The sequence below is a fragment of the Sphingobacterium sp. WM genome (assembly GCF_029542465.1).
Classification (GTDB): Bacteria; Bacteroidota; Bacteroidia; order Sphingobacteriales; family Sphingobacteriaceae; genus Sphingobacterium; species Sphingobacterium cellulitidis.
In genome coordinates this window covers 3,939,525-3,957,570 of the sequence record NZ_CP120709.1, presented here as the reverse complement: position 1 = coordinate 3,957,570, position 18,046 = coordinate 3,939,525, and the positions used below count along the sequence as shown (strand labels likewise).

Below are 18,046 nucleotides of genomic sequence, written 5' to 3'. Positions count from 1 at the left end.
GCCCATGCTAACTATTAATTAAAACCCAATGATTTGGGTTTCTGAATGGTCATTTTAAACTTTAATTTTACAAGAGTCCCTTTTTTTAATCTTTTCTAGAAATAATCTGCCTTGAATATTCAAGATAAGTTTTTAATGAGAATGATATTTATGTAAGCTGTTAATATTAGATTGCACTCCATTTAACTTTTAATGTGTATAAGAATTGAATTTAAGAGATTCTATAGAAATTCGCAAATTTTATAGATTTATCTCAATCTTGCTTTATTTGATATACAAATAGAAAATCTTCATAATTTTAATTTCCATTTCCATACACGTTATTTACCGGTGATTATTGTTTGAAAAAGTGAAATTTTAGATGCTAATGTTTGCAAACATGCTCTATCTAATAATCTTAAAAAATATTGATCATTCATGATTTGAGGCTGTAAAATCAATTGATTTTACAGCCTCGTTTAATTTTTAGTAACCTTGATTTTGTATAAGATTTGGTTCAACCTTTAAGCTGCTTTCGTGGAAAGGCCATAAATATTGATTTTTAGTAAATCTACGATCTTCAATTTTCAGGGATTGAAGGCTGTTGTTTAATTTTCTGGTATGACCCATTGCTGGTTGGTTCAAAACCTGGTCAGCAATTTTCCAACGGATAATATCATCATATCTCAGACCTTCCCCTGCAAACTCTACTCTTCTTTCGTTACGAATCAGGTCAGTCCATTGTTGTTTAGTCTTTGTAACTAAGTTAACATCTGCAACAGTCATATCTAATCCAGCTCTTTTGCGAATATTGTTGATACAGTCTTTCGCTAGTTGATCAGGTTCTCCTGACATAATTTTGGCTTCAGCATAAGTTAACAATACTTCAGCATAACGAATTAACGGGAAGGTCATGTTTCCTCCAGATCTAAAGGCATCGGCTTCATCTACAAATTTTTTGAACCAATATCCAGATTTGCTTCCTCTTAACTGTTGATAGTACATGGGACTATTTACATTGTAGATATCAATTACCTCGCCCGAGAAGGTGTCCCCATGTCCAAAAATACTTTGAGCATAACGTGGGTCCCTATTTAGTTTAGGGTTCAATTCGTATTCTTCTTTAGTATGAAGCGGACAATTGTCAATACTTCTACCTTGTAAGGTCCAATAACTATCTACCAACGATTTGGTAGGAACCATGTACGATTGACCTTTGCCTGTTCTATAATGTGGTCCCAAGTGTTCAAAAGAAGCTGTTGCAGAATTGTCATGGCTTTCCATGTCAAATTTTATTATAAACTCTTTGTTGGTTTTATCCGCTTTGTAACCAAACATATCACCATATTTGGCATGTAATTGAAACCTTCCAGAGTCCATAATTTCCTTGGCTAATTTTGCTGCTAGATCATAGCGTTCATAGTATAGCGCATAGCGCATTATGATAGCCTTAAAAGAATATTTATTGAACATGTAAGCATTGGTGGTACCTTCGTCTTCAGGCAGTCTATTTGCAATTTCTTCCGCCATAGGGAATAATTTTTCCAGGATTTCCTTTTTAGGAGTTGAAGGTTGTTTTGCTGTTTCCAAATTTGCAGGTTCCAGTACGAAAGGGACATCCCCCCAATGGCCAACAATTCTGAAATAATGCCAAACCCGTAAGGCTTCCAGAACCCCTTTGTATTTTTGACGAACTGCTTCGTCCTCAACATATGGGATGTCGACATTTGCGATAAAAGTATTTAGACGACCAACATGTTTATTGAACAAGGTCCAATAATATTCAGCGGCTCTGGAATTACTATTATAATTTCCATTGGCCATAATGCCATGATGGTCAGTTTCAATTCGTGCATAACCATTATCAGATCTTCCATCCATCATGTAAAAAACCAATCGTCTCTCAGTGGGATGTGTAAATACGTCGCGGTAGGAACTGTAAACTACTCTTCTTAAGTCTTCCTCAGTATTGAAGAATTCTTGAAAATTAGTTGCTGTAGGATCTCTTTTGTCAAGGAACTTTTCACAGCTGGTAGTTCCTAGAGAGGTTATCAATGCTAATGCAAATATTGTTTTTTTCATTTCGGTAAAATCAAAGATTAATAGATGGTTGCTCTAATACCAAAGCTGTATGTTGCCATTCTAGGATATACACCATTTCCTTGGTTTTCAGTTTTGGATTTGTCCAAACCTCTTTCCGGCTCTAAACCTTCCCATTTTGTGAAAGTAAATGCGTCTTGAGCATTTACATAAAGTCTAATATTTTTAATGCTTTTTCCGATTCCTGGGAATGTATATCCTAATTGGATCATTTTAATCCGGAAGTAGGAAGCATCACTTAACCATACATCACTCAGGTAAGCATTGGAACTGTTTCCACTCCAAATTCTAGGAAAACGAGCATTAGGGTTCGATTCAGTCCAGCGGTTGTCTGCGTATTCCTGACGTGGAGTACCCAGTGAATTGCTGCCACCATCCACATATACAGGATATCCTTCCATTCCAACCAATCGACCATTCCTTTTACCAACACCTTGTCCCATAACTGAGAAATCCCATTTTTTATAGTTTAATCCTAGGTTAATGGAATAGTTCATATGCGGGAAAGGATCGCCTAAATAGATTCTGTCCTGATCATTGATGATACCATCAGCATTTTGATCTTTGTATTTAATATCACCTGGAAGGGTATTAGGTAGTTTTGCTGAAGTATTCTCAACTTCATCTGCGTTTTGGAAATAGCCATTACTTTCAAAGCCATAATAGTTGTCGATTGAAGAGCCGTTGTACCAAATTTTGTCACTGTCACCCTTAAAGATTAGGGTATCGTTCTTGCTATATCCAGCTTTTAATACCTTATTGACATTGTCGAAAAGCATCGCCCCAACATTGTAGGAAACATTTCCAATTTTGTCTGACCATTTCGCAGAAAGCTCCCAACCTTTATTTTGTACTTCACCGATATTTACAGCAGATTCCAAATTGTTTGACCCCGTTAATGGAGGGACAGGAAAGTTGTTGTAAATCAAATCATAGGAGAATTTGTCATAGACTTCTGCAGTTAATGAAAGTCTATTTTTCAATGCTGTTACATCGACACCGATATTCCATTGTTTTTGTTTTTCCCATGAGAAATCCGGATTTGGAACCCTAATAGTCCATCCCCAGTTATTGACAATTTCCTGCCATAAGTATGGGTCAACATTCTCATTTCCAATTAAACCATAAGAAGCACGGACTTTTAAGTTGGTTATTGCTCCACTTTCGCGAATAGAACTGAAGAAAGATTCATTGTGCAAATTCCAAGCTAGTGCGGCAGAAGGGAAGAATCCCCATTTATTACCTGGCGCAAATTTACTGCTACCGTCCGAACGTCCAGTTAACTCAATCAGATATCTGTTGTCAAAAGAGTAGTTTAATTTTCCAAAGAAAGAGGCTTTATTTTCTTCTCTATAGTCAGTGTATGTATAGCTCATCATCTCTGTACCTAAGGTCAAATAAAGTTTGTCTTTATTTGATCGTAAGTCTTTCGTGTAATTGGCTAATGCTCTGGCAGTCAATTGACTTGAGCTTACTCCTTGTTCAGCGGTTACGGAATTTTTCCAGATCGTCACGGGAGCTCCATCACCATCAAAGAATTTAAAAGTACTTCTTTGCTCTTTATTTGCTGATTTGTTGATCATATATGAGACATTACCTTCAATATTCAAGTTTTTATTGATGTTATATCTTGGTCTCAAGTTGATCGTACTTCTATCATACAAATAGTTTTTTGTTCCGCCTTTAGCAATTGAGGCCAATGGGTTCATATTATTATGCAAGATATAATGATCAGGAATATCCGTATTATCATAGAAGATTTGTTGGGTAGGGTTCATTCTCCAAGCGATCTGATAAAGGCCATGACCATTATCATTTGCCATTAGACGATCTACCTGAAGACGATGCGCATAAAAATCTGCCAATAGCACGAATTTATCGGCAATATTAATGTTAGTATTGAAGCGAGCAGAGAACTTTTCGGTTCCTTCAATATCATTTAGGCCTTTTTCTCCAATATGTCCAAGCATCAAATTGAACGTACCGACACCCCCACCACCGGAGATGCTGGCCGTAGTGTTATTAGCGAATGGTTTGCGAGTCATGATTTCATCCAGCCAATTTACACTTGGGGTTTCACCAGTTTCAGCTTTTCTAATATCCTCATCAGAGAATAAAAGGGTTTGATTTTGATGGGTTCTGGTTTCATTGTTCAACTTCATGTATTGCGCTGCATCCACCCAATTAGGAAGGTCAATAGGATTACTATAAGCACCCCATGCATTAAGGTCTACCTTGAATTTTCCAGTGTAACCACGTTCAGTTTCGACAATGATTACCCCGTTTGCACCTCTAGAGCCATACATGGAAGTTGAAGCTGCGTCTTTAAGAACGGTAATGCTTTTTATTTGATTGGGGTCTAAGTCCGTAATTGATTGCTCCATTCCATCGACGATAACCAATGCATCAGCATTTTGAAGGGTACTTATTCCGCGAATCGAAATAGTCCCAGGAACGGCGCCTGGAATATTGGATCCTTGAAGCATAGTTACACCTGGAATAGTTCCAGAGAATGCCTCTTGCATTTTGAAAATAGGCCTGGTCTTGGTGGACTCCATATCCATGCTTGCAACAGAGGAAGCAACGTGTTGTTTTTCTACTTGGGAATATCCCATTACAACTACTTCATCGATTGCTTTATCATCGGTTTCTAGGATAACATTGATATAATTTTTCCCTTTTATTTCAGTTTCTTGGGTTAAATAGCCGATACTTGAGAAAATCAAAATTCCATCATTGGGGACAGTAATTTGGAATTGACCATCATTGTTGGTTTGAGATCCGATGTTTGTTCCTTTAAGTAGGACCGAAACATTGGAGAGTGGAACATTGTCGGCGGTTCTTACTTTTCCACTAATTGTTCGTTGTTGACTAAAAGCTGAGATTGTCCAGAATACGCCGAAGAGCAATAAAAGGAAAGACCTCGCTGTAGTTTTCGAAGTTAAGTTCATGAATAATTAAGGTGTTTATAGATTATAAAATGTGTTAGATAAGAATTTTAACAAAGGTGTTTTGCATAAGGTTAAGTTTTAGATTTCGCACAAAGGTTGGTTTTTAATATTAAAAAAAGGTTAACAAATGGTTGCTAAGATATTAATAAAAGTTAAAATAGCTTTTGTTTATTTTTTAAAAACAGCTGTAATAATTTTGTTATGTTATTTTATATTGATTTTTACGTAATAAATATGTTTTTTATCAATTGCGAAAAATTTGAACTAAAAAGGGAATTATTGGCGGTTTTCATTAAAACAAGGGTGTTTTCAAAAGAGAATAAGGGCTATTGAGTTACGCTAATTTAAAATATTATTAAACTTTTTAAACCAAATTGGGTAAATGTTGTTATTTAGTTTTAAAATCAATTATGAGTAACAACGATGTTTTTTCGCAGAAGGAACGGAATATCATCATCCTAATTATCGTCATCATATTAGGGGGTATTATCCTTTATGCTACATCAGGGATATTTGGGGCGTTCCTGGGTACAATGGTCATGTATACCTTATTTCGGAATTTGAATATTTTTCTCATTGAAAAATGGCATTGGCCTAAACCGGTATCTTCGATTTTTATTATTATCCTCTCCGTATTTATTATCGTCTTACCCTTTGTAGGAATTGGTAAGATGTTGTTCAACAAAGCAATTGAACTTCAACAGAATCCGCATTGGATTAAGAAAATCATGGACGCGATCAACCATTTTGTCGGAGATAAGCTCGGTCAGCCAGACCTGATAGAAAAGCAGTTGGAAGCGAGTTCGACTTATCTAGGTGGATTATTAACATCCGCATTGAGTGGTGCCGCAAATGTTTTTCTGGAAATTACGGTGATGTACTTTTTGCTGTATTTCCTTTTTGTGAATTATAAAGGTTTTGAAGGAGGCCTGGTGCATTATTTACCTTTCGATGATGAAAATGCAGTTGCCTTTGGTGAGGAATTAAAGAATATTACTTATTCCAATATAATCGGGCAAACTATTATCGCCATTATTCAAGGTGCCTGCTTAGCACTGGGATTTTGGATGTTTGGAGCGAAAGATCCTTTGTTTTGGGGGGTAATATGTGCCATATTATCCTTTATTCCATTATTAGGCCCACCGCTGATATTTGTACCTGCAGCTGTTATTTTATTAGCGGATGGACACAATTGGCAGGGAATAGGAATGCTAATTTGGGGCTTCGGATTGGTCATCAATATAGACAATGTATTAAGACTTATCATTGCTAAAAAATTAGGGGATATTCACCCCATTATCACTGTGGTTGGGGTTATTATAGGATTGCCATTGTTCGGATTGATAGGTTTGGTCTATGGCCCTTTGTTATTGGCCTATTTTCTAATTGCTGTAAGAATCTATAAGTCTAATAAACGCTTGTCGTTGAAAGAAGGTACTAGGGTGGTAGTTGATGAATAGAGATAAAGTGAGTTAATTCAACCTAAATATTTACATAACCCAACATATATTCATTGAACCTTTCGTAAAATACATTGAAGGTCTGGATTTGGTTGTTCTTTATCAAATCAACCTTCATCACCCCTTGAGGACTGTAATGAAAAGGATGAATCGTCATGTTTTCATAAAAGGACACCCCTTTGTTTCCTTGTAATTTATAGACAGCCTCCTTGGCGCACCAACATGCATATAGCTGATCTACCATATTTTCTTCCTGCATGAATTCTAGTTCATTAGGCTTCAAAAACTTGTTCTTAATCCTCACGACCTTATCTTTTACAATCTCCAAGTCAATTCCGCAAAGGCCTGAGGAACTCAACATCACGCCAGCATAGTCATACGAATGGGTCAAAGAAATTTCATAAGGGAAGTCAGGCAGATAAGGCTTACCATTGGAATCAGAAGGACAGCTTATAAACTCGGGCGTTTGCAATAAATAACGCAATAATACACGCGTTGCCAGCCAATGTAAAGTTCTTTTTCCCTTAGTTAAACTTCCAAGCTTCGCTAATTCAGCTTCATCAAGCTGTAACATTGAAACCAATTGTTCCTCAGTTTCTTCGATTTTCCATAGCGCAATGCGACTCTGCGCATCCAATTCTTTGAGATAAGCTAATGACATAGTCAAATATAGTATTAATCTAGTATTTAGTAATTAGTATTTAGTATAGAGACGCCTGCAAAGCGGCTGTAGAACGTTGATTTTTTTATATGGAGTATGTCCGATAAGATTAGAAGATGTCAAAATTGTGCTGTTTGAAACACAAAAGCGGACATCTATAGTCCGCTTTTGTGTTTTAGCATATTATTAATTATTCCCAAAAAGGGTTTTGTCTTAGATTCGGGTTTTTATCAATTTCAGATTGAGGTACAGGGAACCAGTAGTTCTTCTGGTTGAATACTCTTCTTTGATAAGTTGATCTTTTGAAAAAAGCTTTAGGATTACTTTCAGTATCATCTTTTTCAGTTCCAGAGAAGTTCATTCCCGTAAAATTTCCATTAAGAGTTTGTTCTCCAATTTTCCATCTTCTGATATCTCTATAACGGATTCCTTCATTATTTAATTCTACCCTTCTTTCGCGATGAATAGCATCTCTCATTGCTTGTTGAGAAGCAGGAGCAGGAAGGGGGTTGGTTCCTTTTCCAAATTGGGGGATTCCCGCTCTTTCACGGATAAGGTTTAAATACTTAAGAATATCTGGATTATTTGGACTTGATTCATTCAAGGCTTCTGCGTAATTCAGATATGCTTCACCTAAGCGATAAAGAATACCAGGGCGATATGGATTGGTTCCATTTCTTGGATCATGGTCAGGGTGCACTTTTTTTCTCATTAGATACCCATTTTGGGGAGCATCATGCGTTGGACCACCGTCCCAGTTTCCATAATAGAATTCTGTAGTTCTGTTTTCGCGTTTAAACCAAGCCCCATTATACAAAACAGAAATATAGAATCTAGGCTCTCTATGTGTGTACATGTTATAAGTTCCTGCAAGAGTGACTTTCCCTCCACCTTTTGAGTCTACCCATTTTGTATTTCTTACTTCATCAGAAGTAGAGAAACCTTTTTCAACATAACCGGAGTTCGGGTCAGTGATTGGTAATCCATTTTCCATCATGAAGGCATCCACTAAAGATTGAGTCAGGCCTAGACCACCGTTTCCTCCAGTTCCTCTAGGTTGCGAATGTTTATCATACTCCCAAATATTACAATCCGGACGAGCGAATAGTATTTCATTGTTTCCATCTTGCGGTCTTCTAAACATCATGTATTGATAAGATAAGAAAGGATCTATGCTACCATCAGTATTATATTCATAATATAATTTATGGCCAGCTGCTTCTGCTCTATCAATTAATAGCTTAGAAGCATCTGCCGCTTTTTTCCATTTATTCGCATCAAAATTCGAATTGAATATTTTTTGATCTTTGTCATTTACAAAATTAGCATAGGCAGGATTCCCATTCACCAAAGGACTTGCAGCAAATAAGAGTAATCTTGCTCGTACTGCTAAGCACATAATAGATGTTGCACGACCATATTTTTGGGCGGCAGCATATTTATCGGGGAGCAATGTTGATACCTCCATTAGTTCTTTGTCTATCCAATCAACGATTTCATCAAATGGGGTTTGCCCAATCATCAACTCTTCTGTCGTGGCGTTTGGATCCGTCAATCCCAGATTGAAAGGGATTGCTCCATATGTATCTAAAAGCAAAGAGTAATAATACGCGATCATAAACCTTGCTTCAGCCTTCATTAGATTTACTTCTTCATCCGTTACAAGTTGGGATGCGTTTGGTTTAACATTATCAATGAAGATGTATGCTGATCTGATTCGTTTTGGGAGTTCCACCCAGTAATTAGGTCCCCAGCCTGTACTTGGGTTCCAATTTCCAGTTTGTTTGCCGATTACATCCCAGCCAAATTGTTCCCATCCAGTTGAAGGAGCCATATCGTCTGATAGCGCATCAAGACCTACATCTTTGGCAAAGCCAAAATAAGGGTCAGGAATATTGCTGTAAATTCCCGCTAGCCAATCCTCAGTTCTTGTTTTGTCTTCGAAGACCATTTCCAAGGTAAGTTGGTCATCAGGCATTTTATCTAAGAACTTGGAACAAGAACTTAATGATAAGATACCTATTAAGGAGGTTAAAAATATCTTGTTATATTTCGTTTTCATATTGGTCAATTTTATTTGAAGTTTAACTCTAAGCCCATCGATACTGATTTCATAATCGGGTATCTCATTCCATTATTTACTCCTAATTCAGGATCCCACAAATCGAATTTTGAAAATGTTAGAAGGTTATTGCCTCTTAAGAAAATTCTAACATTTTTTAATTGCATAGGGTCAATCCATTTCGAAGGCATACTAAATCCTAGTTCAACATTTCTTAAGCGGATGAAGCTCATGTCTCTGAGCCACCATGTTGAGGCTAAATTATTATTGGAACTTTGGTAATCTGACAATCTAGGATAGAACACGTCTTGGCTAGGGTTATCTACTGTCCATCTATCTGTGACATTGCTGAAAATATTTCCCATAGATCCATTTGCACTGCCTGGGATGAAATTAGATCCTCCAATAATTCGATAAGTATTCGTTAGACCTTGGAAGAAAAACCCGAAATCGATAGCTTTATATCTCATATTTGTTCCGAATCCAAAAACGACGGTTGGATCCTCGGTACCACCAATGGCCGTAACATCTAATGCATCCACAACGCCATCTTGGTTTAAATCCTGATACTTTATGTCACCTGGTCTGATTACTCCAAATGTATGTGTTGGGATGTCATCGATTAGAATTCCGTTTTCAACATCTTTAAAATCAGATTCTTTAAATAAACCATCCGCTATTAGTCCAAATTGTTGGCCTATTGGTTTACCTGTTGAAGACCTTGAGGTTCCAATAATAGCACTAGGTTCGTCTTGTTCCATGATTTGGTTTTTAGCATAGGTAAAAGTTCCCCGAAGTGATAAGAAGAAGTCTTGAGATAAGTTTTTGTTAAATTCTAAGGACATATCTATACCTTTATTCTTGACAGCACCATAGTTAGCCCAAGGAGCATTGGTGAAACCACTAGAGCCAGGGATTGATCTGCGTTGCATGAAAATATTTTTTCTATCTTCATGAAAGAAATCGATTTGGAAATCTAGCGCATTCCACAACCCTAATTCAAGTCCTATGTTTGATTTTGCTACGGTTTCCCAAGTAAGGTTGGAATTACCTTGGTCACCTTCGAAACGTCCGGCTCTATAGAAGTCATTGTTTAATCCCCATCTATAACCTCCAGTTTCATTGATAGTGGTGATATATGCAAATCTTCGTCCATCTAAGCGATCATTTCCAACAAGACCATAAGAACCTCTCAGTTTTAATTTAGATAAAGTTTCTTTGTAGTTTTCCATGAATTTTTCTTCCGAGATATACCATCCGAGAGCGAAAGAAGGGAAGAAGCCATATCTTTTACCTGGAGCAAAGTTCTCTGACCCATTATATCCAAAGTTGAATTCGGCGATATAGCGGTTATTGTAATTGTAAGAGAATCTAGCTGCCATACCTTGATTCCTGTAGGGAAGAAGATCACCATTATCATAATTTCGTTGATTATACAGCACCATTCCTTCCACATTGTGCTTGCCAAAGAATTTACTATAATTTAAAGCACCTTCTAGGTAGACGCTTTTATCACCCCAGTCAGACCCTTTAGAATATCCCAAGAAATCTTGACCGTATTTATCAATAACCAAAAGTAGATTACCTTGATCATCCCGTCCGATTGCAGGGTTAAAATAGTCAGGATCTTTACTCCTAACTACAGAGGTATTAGAATAACGGTCGAATGAAAATAAGCCTCTGGCTTTCAGTCCTGGCAGGAAAAATTTTAAATCTTGTTCCAGGGAAAATAAAGATTCAAGTTTACTGGCACTAATTCTTTCGTAGCCCCTTTGAGTTGCCAATGCCCAAGGGTTTGTTCTTTCAGGAGTTCTTGGAATTTCGCCAGAAGAATAAATGGTTGGGTGGACATAAGGAGGTATTGTAAAAGCTTGTTGGAATAAGTCGTCCACACTTTGAGGAGCACGACTACGATCCTGTAAATATCCACCAATATTTAATCTGAATAGAGTTGTAGGACTAATATTGATATCAACATTTGATCTTACGTTATATCTATTCAGTTTTGAGGAAGAATCCCAAGCTTGATTTTTATCTCTTTCGATAATTCCGCCTTCACCATAATATGAAGTCACCAATGAATATCTTAAAATATCCGTTCCTCCATTAACGCTAAGGTTTGCTCTGGAATTTCCGGCTTGATTTTTTAGGATAGCATCCAACCAATTTACATCAGGGTATAAATCAGGGTCAACATTGTTTCGGATGTTATCAATTCTTTCTTGAGAATATAGAGGAGCATCTCCACGTTCTTCTCTAATGCTATTCATTACTTCCAAATAATCGGCGGCACCTATGAAATCAGGTAATTGGATTGGGGAAGTAAACCCTTGTTCATATCTTGCAGATACGGTTGGTTTTCCGACTTTTCCTCTTTTGGTGTTAATTAGAATCACTCCATTCGCTCCTCTTACCCCATATACAGCACTCGCCGCTGCATCTTTTAAAATGGAAAAAGACTCAATCTCCTCAGGGTCCATATTATCAAGTGATCTTTCAACACCATCAACTAGAATCAATGGATTTCTATTTCCACCGAATGTACTGATACCACGAATCCAAAAGTTGGAGTTATCATATCCGGGTTCCCCAGATCTTTGTACAGCAATTACTCCGGCTAGTTGTCCAGCCAAATTATTACTCATTGATCTTGTCGTACCACTTTTTAATCTTTCCGGTTCGATACTGGAGATTGCCCCCACCACTGAAGCCTTTCTTTGTGTTCCAAAACCTACCACTACGACCTCGTCTAATGCATCAGTGCTATCTTTTAGGATAATTCTATAATCATTAGCCGATTTAATTTCAATTTGACGAGATACATAACCAATGGAGGTTACTGTAATATAAGTGTCTTGTGATTGAACATTAATTTCAAAATTTCCATTTTGATTAGTTGAAGTTGAACGATTCGAAAAGCTAGTTTGAATAGTGGAATTTGGAATAGGAGCATTACTTTCATTTAAGACCTGTCCTTTAATGGTTCGTTCCTGATTTAGCCTTCTTTCATTGGTCTTTTTGACAATAATTGTGTTGTCCTTAATTTCAAAAGGGACATTTATTGTCGAGAAAATCTCAGTAACAACAGTTTTAATGGGGCTGTTTATCAGTTTTAGTGTGATCCTTTTAGTTTCGTCCAAATCTTGATTGGAATAAATGAATTGAATTCCTGCTTCTTCATTTAAATTTTTGAAGACTTGCTTAAGGGGTGTGTTCTGATAATTAACAGTAATTGTTTTTTGAGGATCGATCAAGGATCCAAAAACCGTTTGACAAGTGAACATAATTCCGAGGATAGACCAATAAACAGGTCTATTTAGATGAACTTTGAGCGATTTAAAAAATAATTTAAGCATCATAAGTTTAGTTAGTTATTAAAATTGTTTTCAATACAATTTTGGTTAATTGATTATTAGTACTTTTTGTTAATATAGATTTTTCCATTCATAGTGTTTGATTTGACATTGTTAGTTAATTCTATTAATTCCAAGACTTTTTCTATTTTTTCAGAGCGTTTGATCATTGCTGTTATTTTCAAGGACTTTATTTCTGGAGAAATAATTACAGGTATTTCATACCATAAGGAGAGTTCCTTACCAATAGCTTGAAGGCTTTCTGAGTCAAAGTAAAAAAGACCTTTTCGCCAAGCTTTTGCCTTTTCTTCAGAATTTGAATTGGTTATTAATATTTTATTTGAGTTGTCTTTAAGAAATGCCTTTTGACCAGGAATAAGTAGCGTTTTAATCTTTGAGACATTATGAGAGAGTCGAATACTTCCTTCTAATAATTCAACATTCTCTTCGTCAGGAGAAGTTGTATTAACATTAAATTTAGTACCGAGAACTTCAATGGTTTGTAATCGGGTTTTTACTTCGAATGGGACACTAGAATCATTATTCGTTATTTTTTTAACATCGAAAAAAACTTCACCAATGATATTAGCCAGCCTGTGATTTTTTTGAATATCATATTCGAATTCAAGGCTGGAGTTAAAATTCAACCAAACTTGGGATCCATCATTTAATAAAACTGATATTGGTTCCTTACAGGGGTTAATAATTTTTATGCTTTTGGAGGTTTCATTTGAGGTTAATGCGGTTAAATCCAGAACTTTTTCATCATCAATGACTTGATATTTTGTTCCAGGAGGTGTTGTAATTTTAAGATTATAAAAGTTTTTATCATTTAATGAAATAGTGGGACTCTTAAGGGTAGTTTCGAGGTGATGTACAGTGGGATTGTCAAGGATGTTTGTATTTTCCTTAGAAGTTCGAAAAATATAGTATCCAAAAGCTAAGCATATAAGTATTGCAGCAGCTGAAGGATAGTACAATTTACGGAAAACACTGGAAGATTTTTTCTTTGAAATTTTATGGTCAATTGAAAACTTAATTTCATTTTTTATTCTTTCAAGGTCCTGATTGGTTTCTGGTTTTCCCAGATCGATAGAATCATATATTTTTTCTACTAATTCCCTTTCATTCTTGCCTGAAATTCCTTTGGAATACCGGGTAAAGAGAATTTTTATCAACTGTTGTATTTTATTTTTTCTATTAGACATTTTTAGGTTAATAGCTTTGGCTACCTATATAGTCGTAGAAAACACTCTTATGTCCTAAAGAAAAAAACAAAAAGAATAAAAAGAATTTTTTGAAGGACTCCTTTTAAAGATGATTTGCTGCTAATTAGCTGATTTTGAACGGTCTTGATTGAGAGTTGCAGGGTTTCACTGATTTCCTTTGTGGATTTATTTTCGAAATAATAGAGTTCAAAAATCTTCCTTCTTTTTAAAGGAAGACTCTTCATCCAATAATTAAGTATTGTGTTAAGCTCGCGTTCAATTAAATATTTATCAGAGCTTGTTGATTCGATTAGAATATTTTCAATATCATCCAGAGTTTCAAAATCAAGTTTTTTTGATCTATAGATATCAATAATTTTAAATCGAAGAGTTTGATTGAGGTAGGCTTTAACATCCTTAATTTCTCTAATATGTTTTTTGTCCCAAAAATCAATAAAGATATCCTGGATTAATTCCTTAGCTAGACCTTCATTATTCGTTTTTGCTCTAGCCGTAAGATATAGTTTTTGCCAAGTACGATCATATAATTCATTGAAAGCAGTTTCATCTGAATTTTTCATGAGAATAAAAAGTTCTTCTAAGCTATATGAACTATAACAGAGCATTTTTGAGAATTAGGTGTTGGTTAGTTTACAATTGTAAATGCAATATAAAAAATCTTGAATGAATATTCTAAGTTTACCCATGAATCCTCTGAATAAACTTAAATAGCTTGTAGTAGCGCAAAAAATATGTATTTTTGAATCCTGCTAATCAGCAGCATATTAGGTCCATACTATGATATTATCAGACAAGAGAATTTTAGAGGAAATCGATAAAGGAATGATCGTTATTGAGCCATTCGACCGTAAGTGTTTAGGGACGAATTCCTACGATGTACATTTAGGAAAGTACTTAGCACGTTATAAGGATGAGGTTTTAGATGCGAAGAAACATAATGAAATTGAGCATTTTGAGATTCCTTCCGAAGGCTATGTTCTTGAACCTGGGACTTTGTATTTAGGTGTAACTCTTGAATATACGGAGAGTCATGGTCATGTTCCGTTTTTGGAAGGGAAATCGAGTACGGGTCGTTTGGGTATCGATATCCATGCAACTGCCGGAAAAGGTGATGTTGGCTTTTGTAATACCTGGACTTTGGAAATTTCTGTAGCACAGCCTGTGCGTGTATATGCAGGAATGCCTATTGGACAGTTGATTTACTTTGTGGTGGAAGGTGATATTGAAACCATGTACAATAGTAAAGGCAATGCAAAATATAATAATAAAACCATCAGACCTGTGGAGAGTATGATGTGGAAAAATGCATTCTAGATAGAAGACTTGGATATTTGAAATTTCAAGTTTCAAATAGAAATGAAAAAAAATAGAAAAGGTCAGCTAATTATTAGCTGACCTTTCTTGTATAATGTTACTCTTAATACTTCATAGGATTATTTTATCCACCGAATTCCATCAGGTAAGATTTCAGGAATTCATCGAGATCACCATCCAATACGGCTTGGGTATTTGAAGTTTCCGTATTCGTACGGAGGTCCTTGATCAGTTTATAAGGATGTAGGACATAATTTCGGATTTGAGATCCCCATTCGATTTTTTTCTTGGAGCCTTCAATCGCAGCTGTTGCTTCCTGACGTTTTCTCATTTCAATCTCATACAATTGAGATTTCAATAGTCGTAAAGCATTTTCTTTATTCTGAAGCTGGGACCTAGATTCCTGGTTCTTTATAATAATGCCGGTTGGTTTGTGGTGTAAACGAACTGCGGTTTCGACCTTATTAACATTTTGTCCACCAGCACCACCAGCGCGGAAGGTATCCCATTCAATTTCTGAGTCCTTAACTTCAATTTCAATATTGTCATCCACCAATGGGTAAACATATACAGAGGCGAAGGAAGTATGCCTTTTAGCGTTTGAGTCAAATGGTGATATGCGTACTAAGCGATGAACTCCATTTTCACCCTTGAGATAACCATAGGAGAAATTTCCTGAGAATTGGAGGGTTACAGTTTTTATACCAGCGACATCGCCTTCTTGATAATCCTGTTCAGTTACTTTGCAACCATGTTTTTCTCCCCACATGATATACATTCGCATTAGCATTGCTGCCCAATCGCAAGATTCGGTACCACCTGCACCCGCAGTGATTTGAAGGATAGCGTCCAGCTGATCCTCTTCGGCACTCAGCATATTTTTGAATTCCAGTTCTTCAACAACATTCAAGGCGATTTGGTATTGCTCTTCAAGTTCTTTTTCAGAAGCATCCCCTGATTGGAAAAATTCATATAATACACCGGTATCTTCGACTGATGAATAGACTTCGTCGAATTGGTCGGTCCAGATTTTATGGTTTTTTATGGAGTGCAGGATTTTTTCTGCGGCTTTGGGGTCATCCCAAAAATCAGGTTGCAGTGTTATTTGGGTTTCACGTTCGATTTCAGCTTTTTTGACATCAATGTCAAAGATGCCTCCTCAGGGAAGTAATTCTGTCCCTCAAGTCTTGAATTTGTTCTTTGGTCATAAGAACAAAGATAATATAAAATTAAGGATTGATTTAGCTGTAATCCTTATATTTGAACAAAAGTAAAAAATATATGTTACCGAAAATTGATTTTACAACAACCCAAGCCTTCAAATATTTAGCCGATCATTTTATAACGATAAACCAATCCAGCATCAAGGATTTATTTGCAAAGGATGCGGAACGTTTCGATAAATTTTCCATTTATTTGGGCGATATCCTATTAGATTATTCAAAAAATAGGATTAACGAAGAGACTATTGCATTATTGATTCAATTGGCTCGCGAATGTCAATTAAAAGATGCCATTGATGCGATGTTCAATGGAGAAAAGATTAATGAGACAGAGGATCGTGCGGTTCTACATACTGCATTAAGAAATAGATCTGGAAAACCTGTACTTACCGAAGGTAAGGATGTTATGCCAGAGATTCAGGCTGTATTAGACAGAATGAAAGATTTCTCGAATCGTGTTATTTCTGGGGAGTGGAAAGGATTTACGGGCAAGGAGATTACTGATGTTGTGAATATAGGTATCGGAGGTTCTGACCTAGGTCCAGTTATGGTAACTGAAGGGTTAAAGGCCTATAAGACTCGGTTGAATATGCATTTTGTCTCCAATGTTGATGCGACTCAAATTGCGGAGACCTTGAAGACCTTAGATCCACAGACTACCTTGTTCTTAATTGCTTCGAAGACCTTTACTACACAAGAGACCATGGCAAATGCCAATAGTGCGAAAGAGTGGTTTTTAAAATCGGGAGCTAATCAAAGCGATGTAGCGAAGCATTTTGCTGCCTTGAGTACCAATGAATCCGGGGTATCCGCATTTGGGATTGACACAAAGAATATGTTTGAGTTCTGGGATTGGGTAGGTGGTCGATATTCATTATGGTCTGCAATTGGATTGTCAATATGTTTATCAGTAGGTTATGATCATTTCGAGGAGCTATTGACTGGCGCCTATGAAGCAGATGAGCATTTTAGAAATGCAGGATTTGAGGAGAATATTCCTGTTATCATGGCCTTATTAGGAATTTGGTATAACAATTTCTTCGAGGCAGAGAGTAGCGCGATATTACCGTATGATCAATATTTACATCGATTTGCGGCATATTTCCAACAAGGGGATATGGAGAGTAATGGAAAGTATATTGACAGAAATGGAAATAGGGTTGATTATGAAACAGGACCGATTATTTGGGGTGAACCTGGAACCAATGGTCAGCATGCATTTTACCAGTTGATTCACCAGGGGACTAAATTGATCCCATGTGATTTTATTGCTCCAGCGATTTCACATAATCCACTTGGAAAACATCATCAGATGTTACTTTCAAACTTTTTTGCACAAACTGAAGCATTGATGAATGGTAAATCGGAATCTGAAGTTGTTGCAGAATTGAAGAAAGCAGGAAAGTCGGAATCTGAGATCAAGGAATTGACGCCATTTAAAGTATTTGAAGGGAATAGACCCACGAATTCATTTTTGATCAAAGAAATTACTCCAAAGACCTTAGGTACTTTAATAGCCTTATATGAGCACAAGATTTTTGTTCAAGGTATCATTTGGAATATTTTCAGTTTTGATCAATGGGGTGTTGAGCTTGGCAAGCAGTTGGCTAATAAGATTCTACCGGAATTAGAAGGTAATAATTTGGTTGAGTCTCACGATTCATCAACAAATGGATTAATCAATCAGTATAAAAGCTGGAGAAGTTAAAGTTCG

11 protein-coding genes are annotated in these 18,046 nt (G+C 36.4%); 3 read left to right on the top strand and 8 right to left on the bottom strand.

What is annotated here, in order from left to right; genetic code table 11:
* Positions 1 to 465: 465 nt before the first annotated feature.
* Both PZ892_RS16795 and PZ892_RS16790 read right to left on the bottom strand, forming a co-directional pair.
* Positions 466 to 2,061 (bottom strand): RagB/SusD family nutrient uptake outer membrane protein, encoded by a 1,596-nt coding sequence (locus PZ892_RS16795; protein WP_094282394.1) that lies wholly within the window; start codon positions 2,059 to 2,061, stop codon positions 466 to 468.
* 17 nt (positions 2,062 to 2,078) lie between these two features.
* Positions 2,079 to 5,030 carry a SusC/RagA family TonB-linked outer membrane protein gene (locus PZ892_RS16790; protein WP_094282395.1) on the bottom strand — a complete coding sequence of 984 codons (2,952 nt, stop codon included), beginning with the start codon at positions 5,028 to 5,030 and terminating at the stop codon, positions 2,079 to 2,081.
* A gap of 410 nt (positions 5,031 to 5,440) precedes the next feature.
* Between PZ892_RS16790 and PZ892_RS16785 the strand changes: the two genes are divergently transcribed.
* Entirely contained in the window at positions 5,441 to 6,490 is a 1,050-nt protein-coding gene (locus PZ892_RS16785; RefSeq protein WP_094282396.1) for an AI-2E family transporter, read from the top strand.
* A gap of 22 nt (positions 6,491 to 6,512) precedes the next feature.
* On the opposite strand, the gene PZ892_RS16780 is transcribed toward PZ892_RS16785, so the two are convergent.
* From PZ892_RS16780 to PZ892_RS16760, 5 genes are all read right to left on the bottom strand, one after another.
* Positions 6,513 to 7,151, bottom strand: coding sequence for a 4'-phosphopantetheinyl transferase superfamily protein (locus PZ892_RS16780; RefSeq protein ID WP_277711638.1), 639 nt, complete (start codon positions 7,149 to 7,151; stop codon positions 6,513 to 6,515).
* Positions 7,152 to 7,341: 190 nt separating this feature from the next.
* Entirely contained in the window at positions 7,342 to 9,213 is a 1,872-nt protein-coding gene (locus PZ892_RS16775) for a RagB/SusD family nutrient uptake outer membrane protein (RefSeq protein WP_094282398.1), read from the bottom strand.
* Between the two features lie 11 nt (positions 9,214 to 9,224).
* Positions 9,225 to 12,572, bottom strand: a complete 3,348-nt coding sequence (locus tag PZ892_RS16770; protein ID WP_277711637.1) for a SusC/RagA family TonB-linked outer membrane protein — start codon at positions 12,570 to 12,572, stop codon at positions 9,225 to 9,227.
* Positions 12,573 to 12,625: 53 nt separating this feature from the next.
* Complete coding sequence (locus PZ892_RS16765; protein WP_277711636.1) at positions 12,626 to 13,774, bottom strand: FecR family protein; 1,149 nt, start codon at positions 13,772 to 13,774, stop codon at positions 12,626 to 12,628.
* A 47-nt stretch (positions 13,775 to 13,821) separates the two neighbouring features.
* Positions 13,822 to 14,355 carry a sigma-70 family RNA polymerase sigma factor gene (locus PZ892_RS16760; RefSeq protein WP_179221544.1) on the bottom strand — a complete coding sequence of 178 codons (534 nt, stop codon included), beginning with the start codon at positions 14,353 to 14,355 and terminating at the stop codon, positions 13,822 to 13,824.
* A gap of 217 nt (positions 14,356 to 14,572) precedes the next feature.
* Here PZ892_RS16760 and dcd point away from each other — a divergent pair, with 217 nt between their 5' ends.
* Entirely contained in the window at positions 14,573 to 15,109 is a 537-nt protein-coding gene (dcd, locus tag PZ892_RS16755; protein WP_094282401.1) for a dCTP deaminase, read from the top strand.
* Positions 15,110 to 15,233: 124 nt separating this feature from the next.
* On the opposite strand, the gene prfB is transcribed toward dcd, so the two are convergent.
* Positions 15,234 to 16,317, bottom strand: a protein-coding gene (gene prfB, locus PZ892_RS16750; RefSeq protein WP_144043765.1) for a peptide chain release factor 2 whose coding sequence is annotated in 2 segments (ribosomal slippage) — positions 15,234 to 16,256 and positions 16,258 to 16,317 — 1,083 coding nt in all. Because the reading frame shifts where the segments join, the coding sequence is not laid out codon by codon here.
* Positions 16,318 to 16,390: 73 nt separating this feature from the next.
* Here prfB and pgi point away from each other — a divergent pair.
* A complete protein-coding gene (pgi, locus tag PZ892_RS16745) occupies positions 16,391 to 18,040 on the top strand; it encodes a glucose-6-phosphate isomerase (protein WP_277711634.1) in 1,650 nt (549 codons plus the stop codon).
* The last annotated feature ends 6 nt before the right edge of the window (positions 18,041 to 18,046 follow it).

Excerpts from the sequence above, each read along its gene's own strand:
- PZ892_RS16795 (WP_094282394.1), bottom strand. The coding sequence starts at position 2,061 with ATGAAAAAAACAATATTTGCATTAGCATTGATAACCTCTCTAGGAACT.
- PZ892_RS16790 (WP_094282395.1), bottom strand. The coding sequence starts at position 5,030 with ATGAACTTAACTTCGAAAACTACAGCGAGGTCTTTCCTTTTATTGCTC.
- PZ892_RS16785 (WP_094282396.1), top strand. The coding sequence starts at position 5,441 with ATGAGTAACAACGATGTTTTTTCGCAGAAGGAACGGAATATCATCATC.
- PZ892_RS16780 (WP_277711638.1), bottom strand. The coding sequence starts at position 7,151 with ATGTCATTAGCTTATCTCAAAGAATTGGATGCGCAGAGTCGCATTGCG.
- PZ892_RS16775 (WP_094282398.1), bottom strand. The coding sequence starts at position 9,213 with ATGAAAACGAAATATAACAAGATATTTTTAACCTCCTTAATAGGTATC.
- PZ892_RS16770 (WP_277711637.1), bottom strand. The coding sequence starts at position 12,572 with ATGATGCTTAAATTATTTTTTAAATCGCTCAAAGTTCATCTAAATAGA.
- PZ892_RS16765 (WP_277711636.1), bottom strand. The coding sequence starts at position 13,774 with ATGTCTAATAGAAAAAATAAAATACAACAGTTGATAAAAATTCTCTTT.
- PZ892_RS16760 (WP_179221544.1), bottom strand. The coding sequence starts at position 14,355 with ATGAAAAATTCAGATGAAACTGCTTTCAATGAATTATATGATCGTACT.
- dcd (WP_094282401.1), top strand. The coding sequence starts at position 14,573 with ATGATATTATCAGACAAGAGAATTTTAGAGGAAATCGATAAAGGAATG.
- pgi (WP_277711634.1), top strand. The coding sequence starts at position 16,391 with ATGTTACCGAAAATTGATTTTACAACAACCCAAGCCTTCAAATATTTA.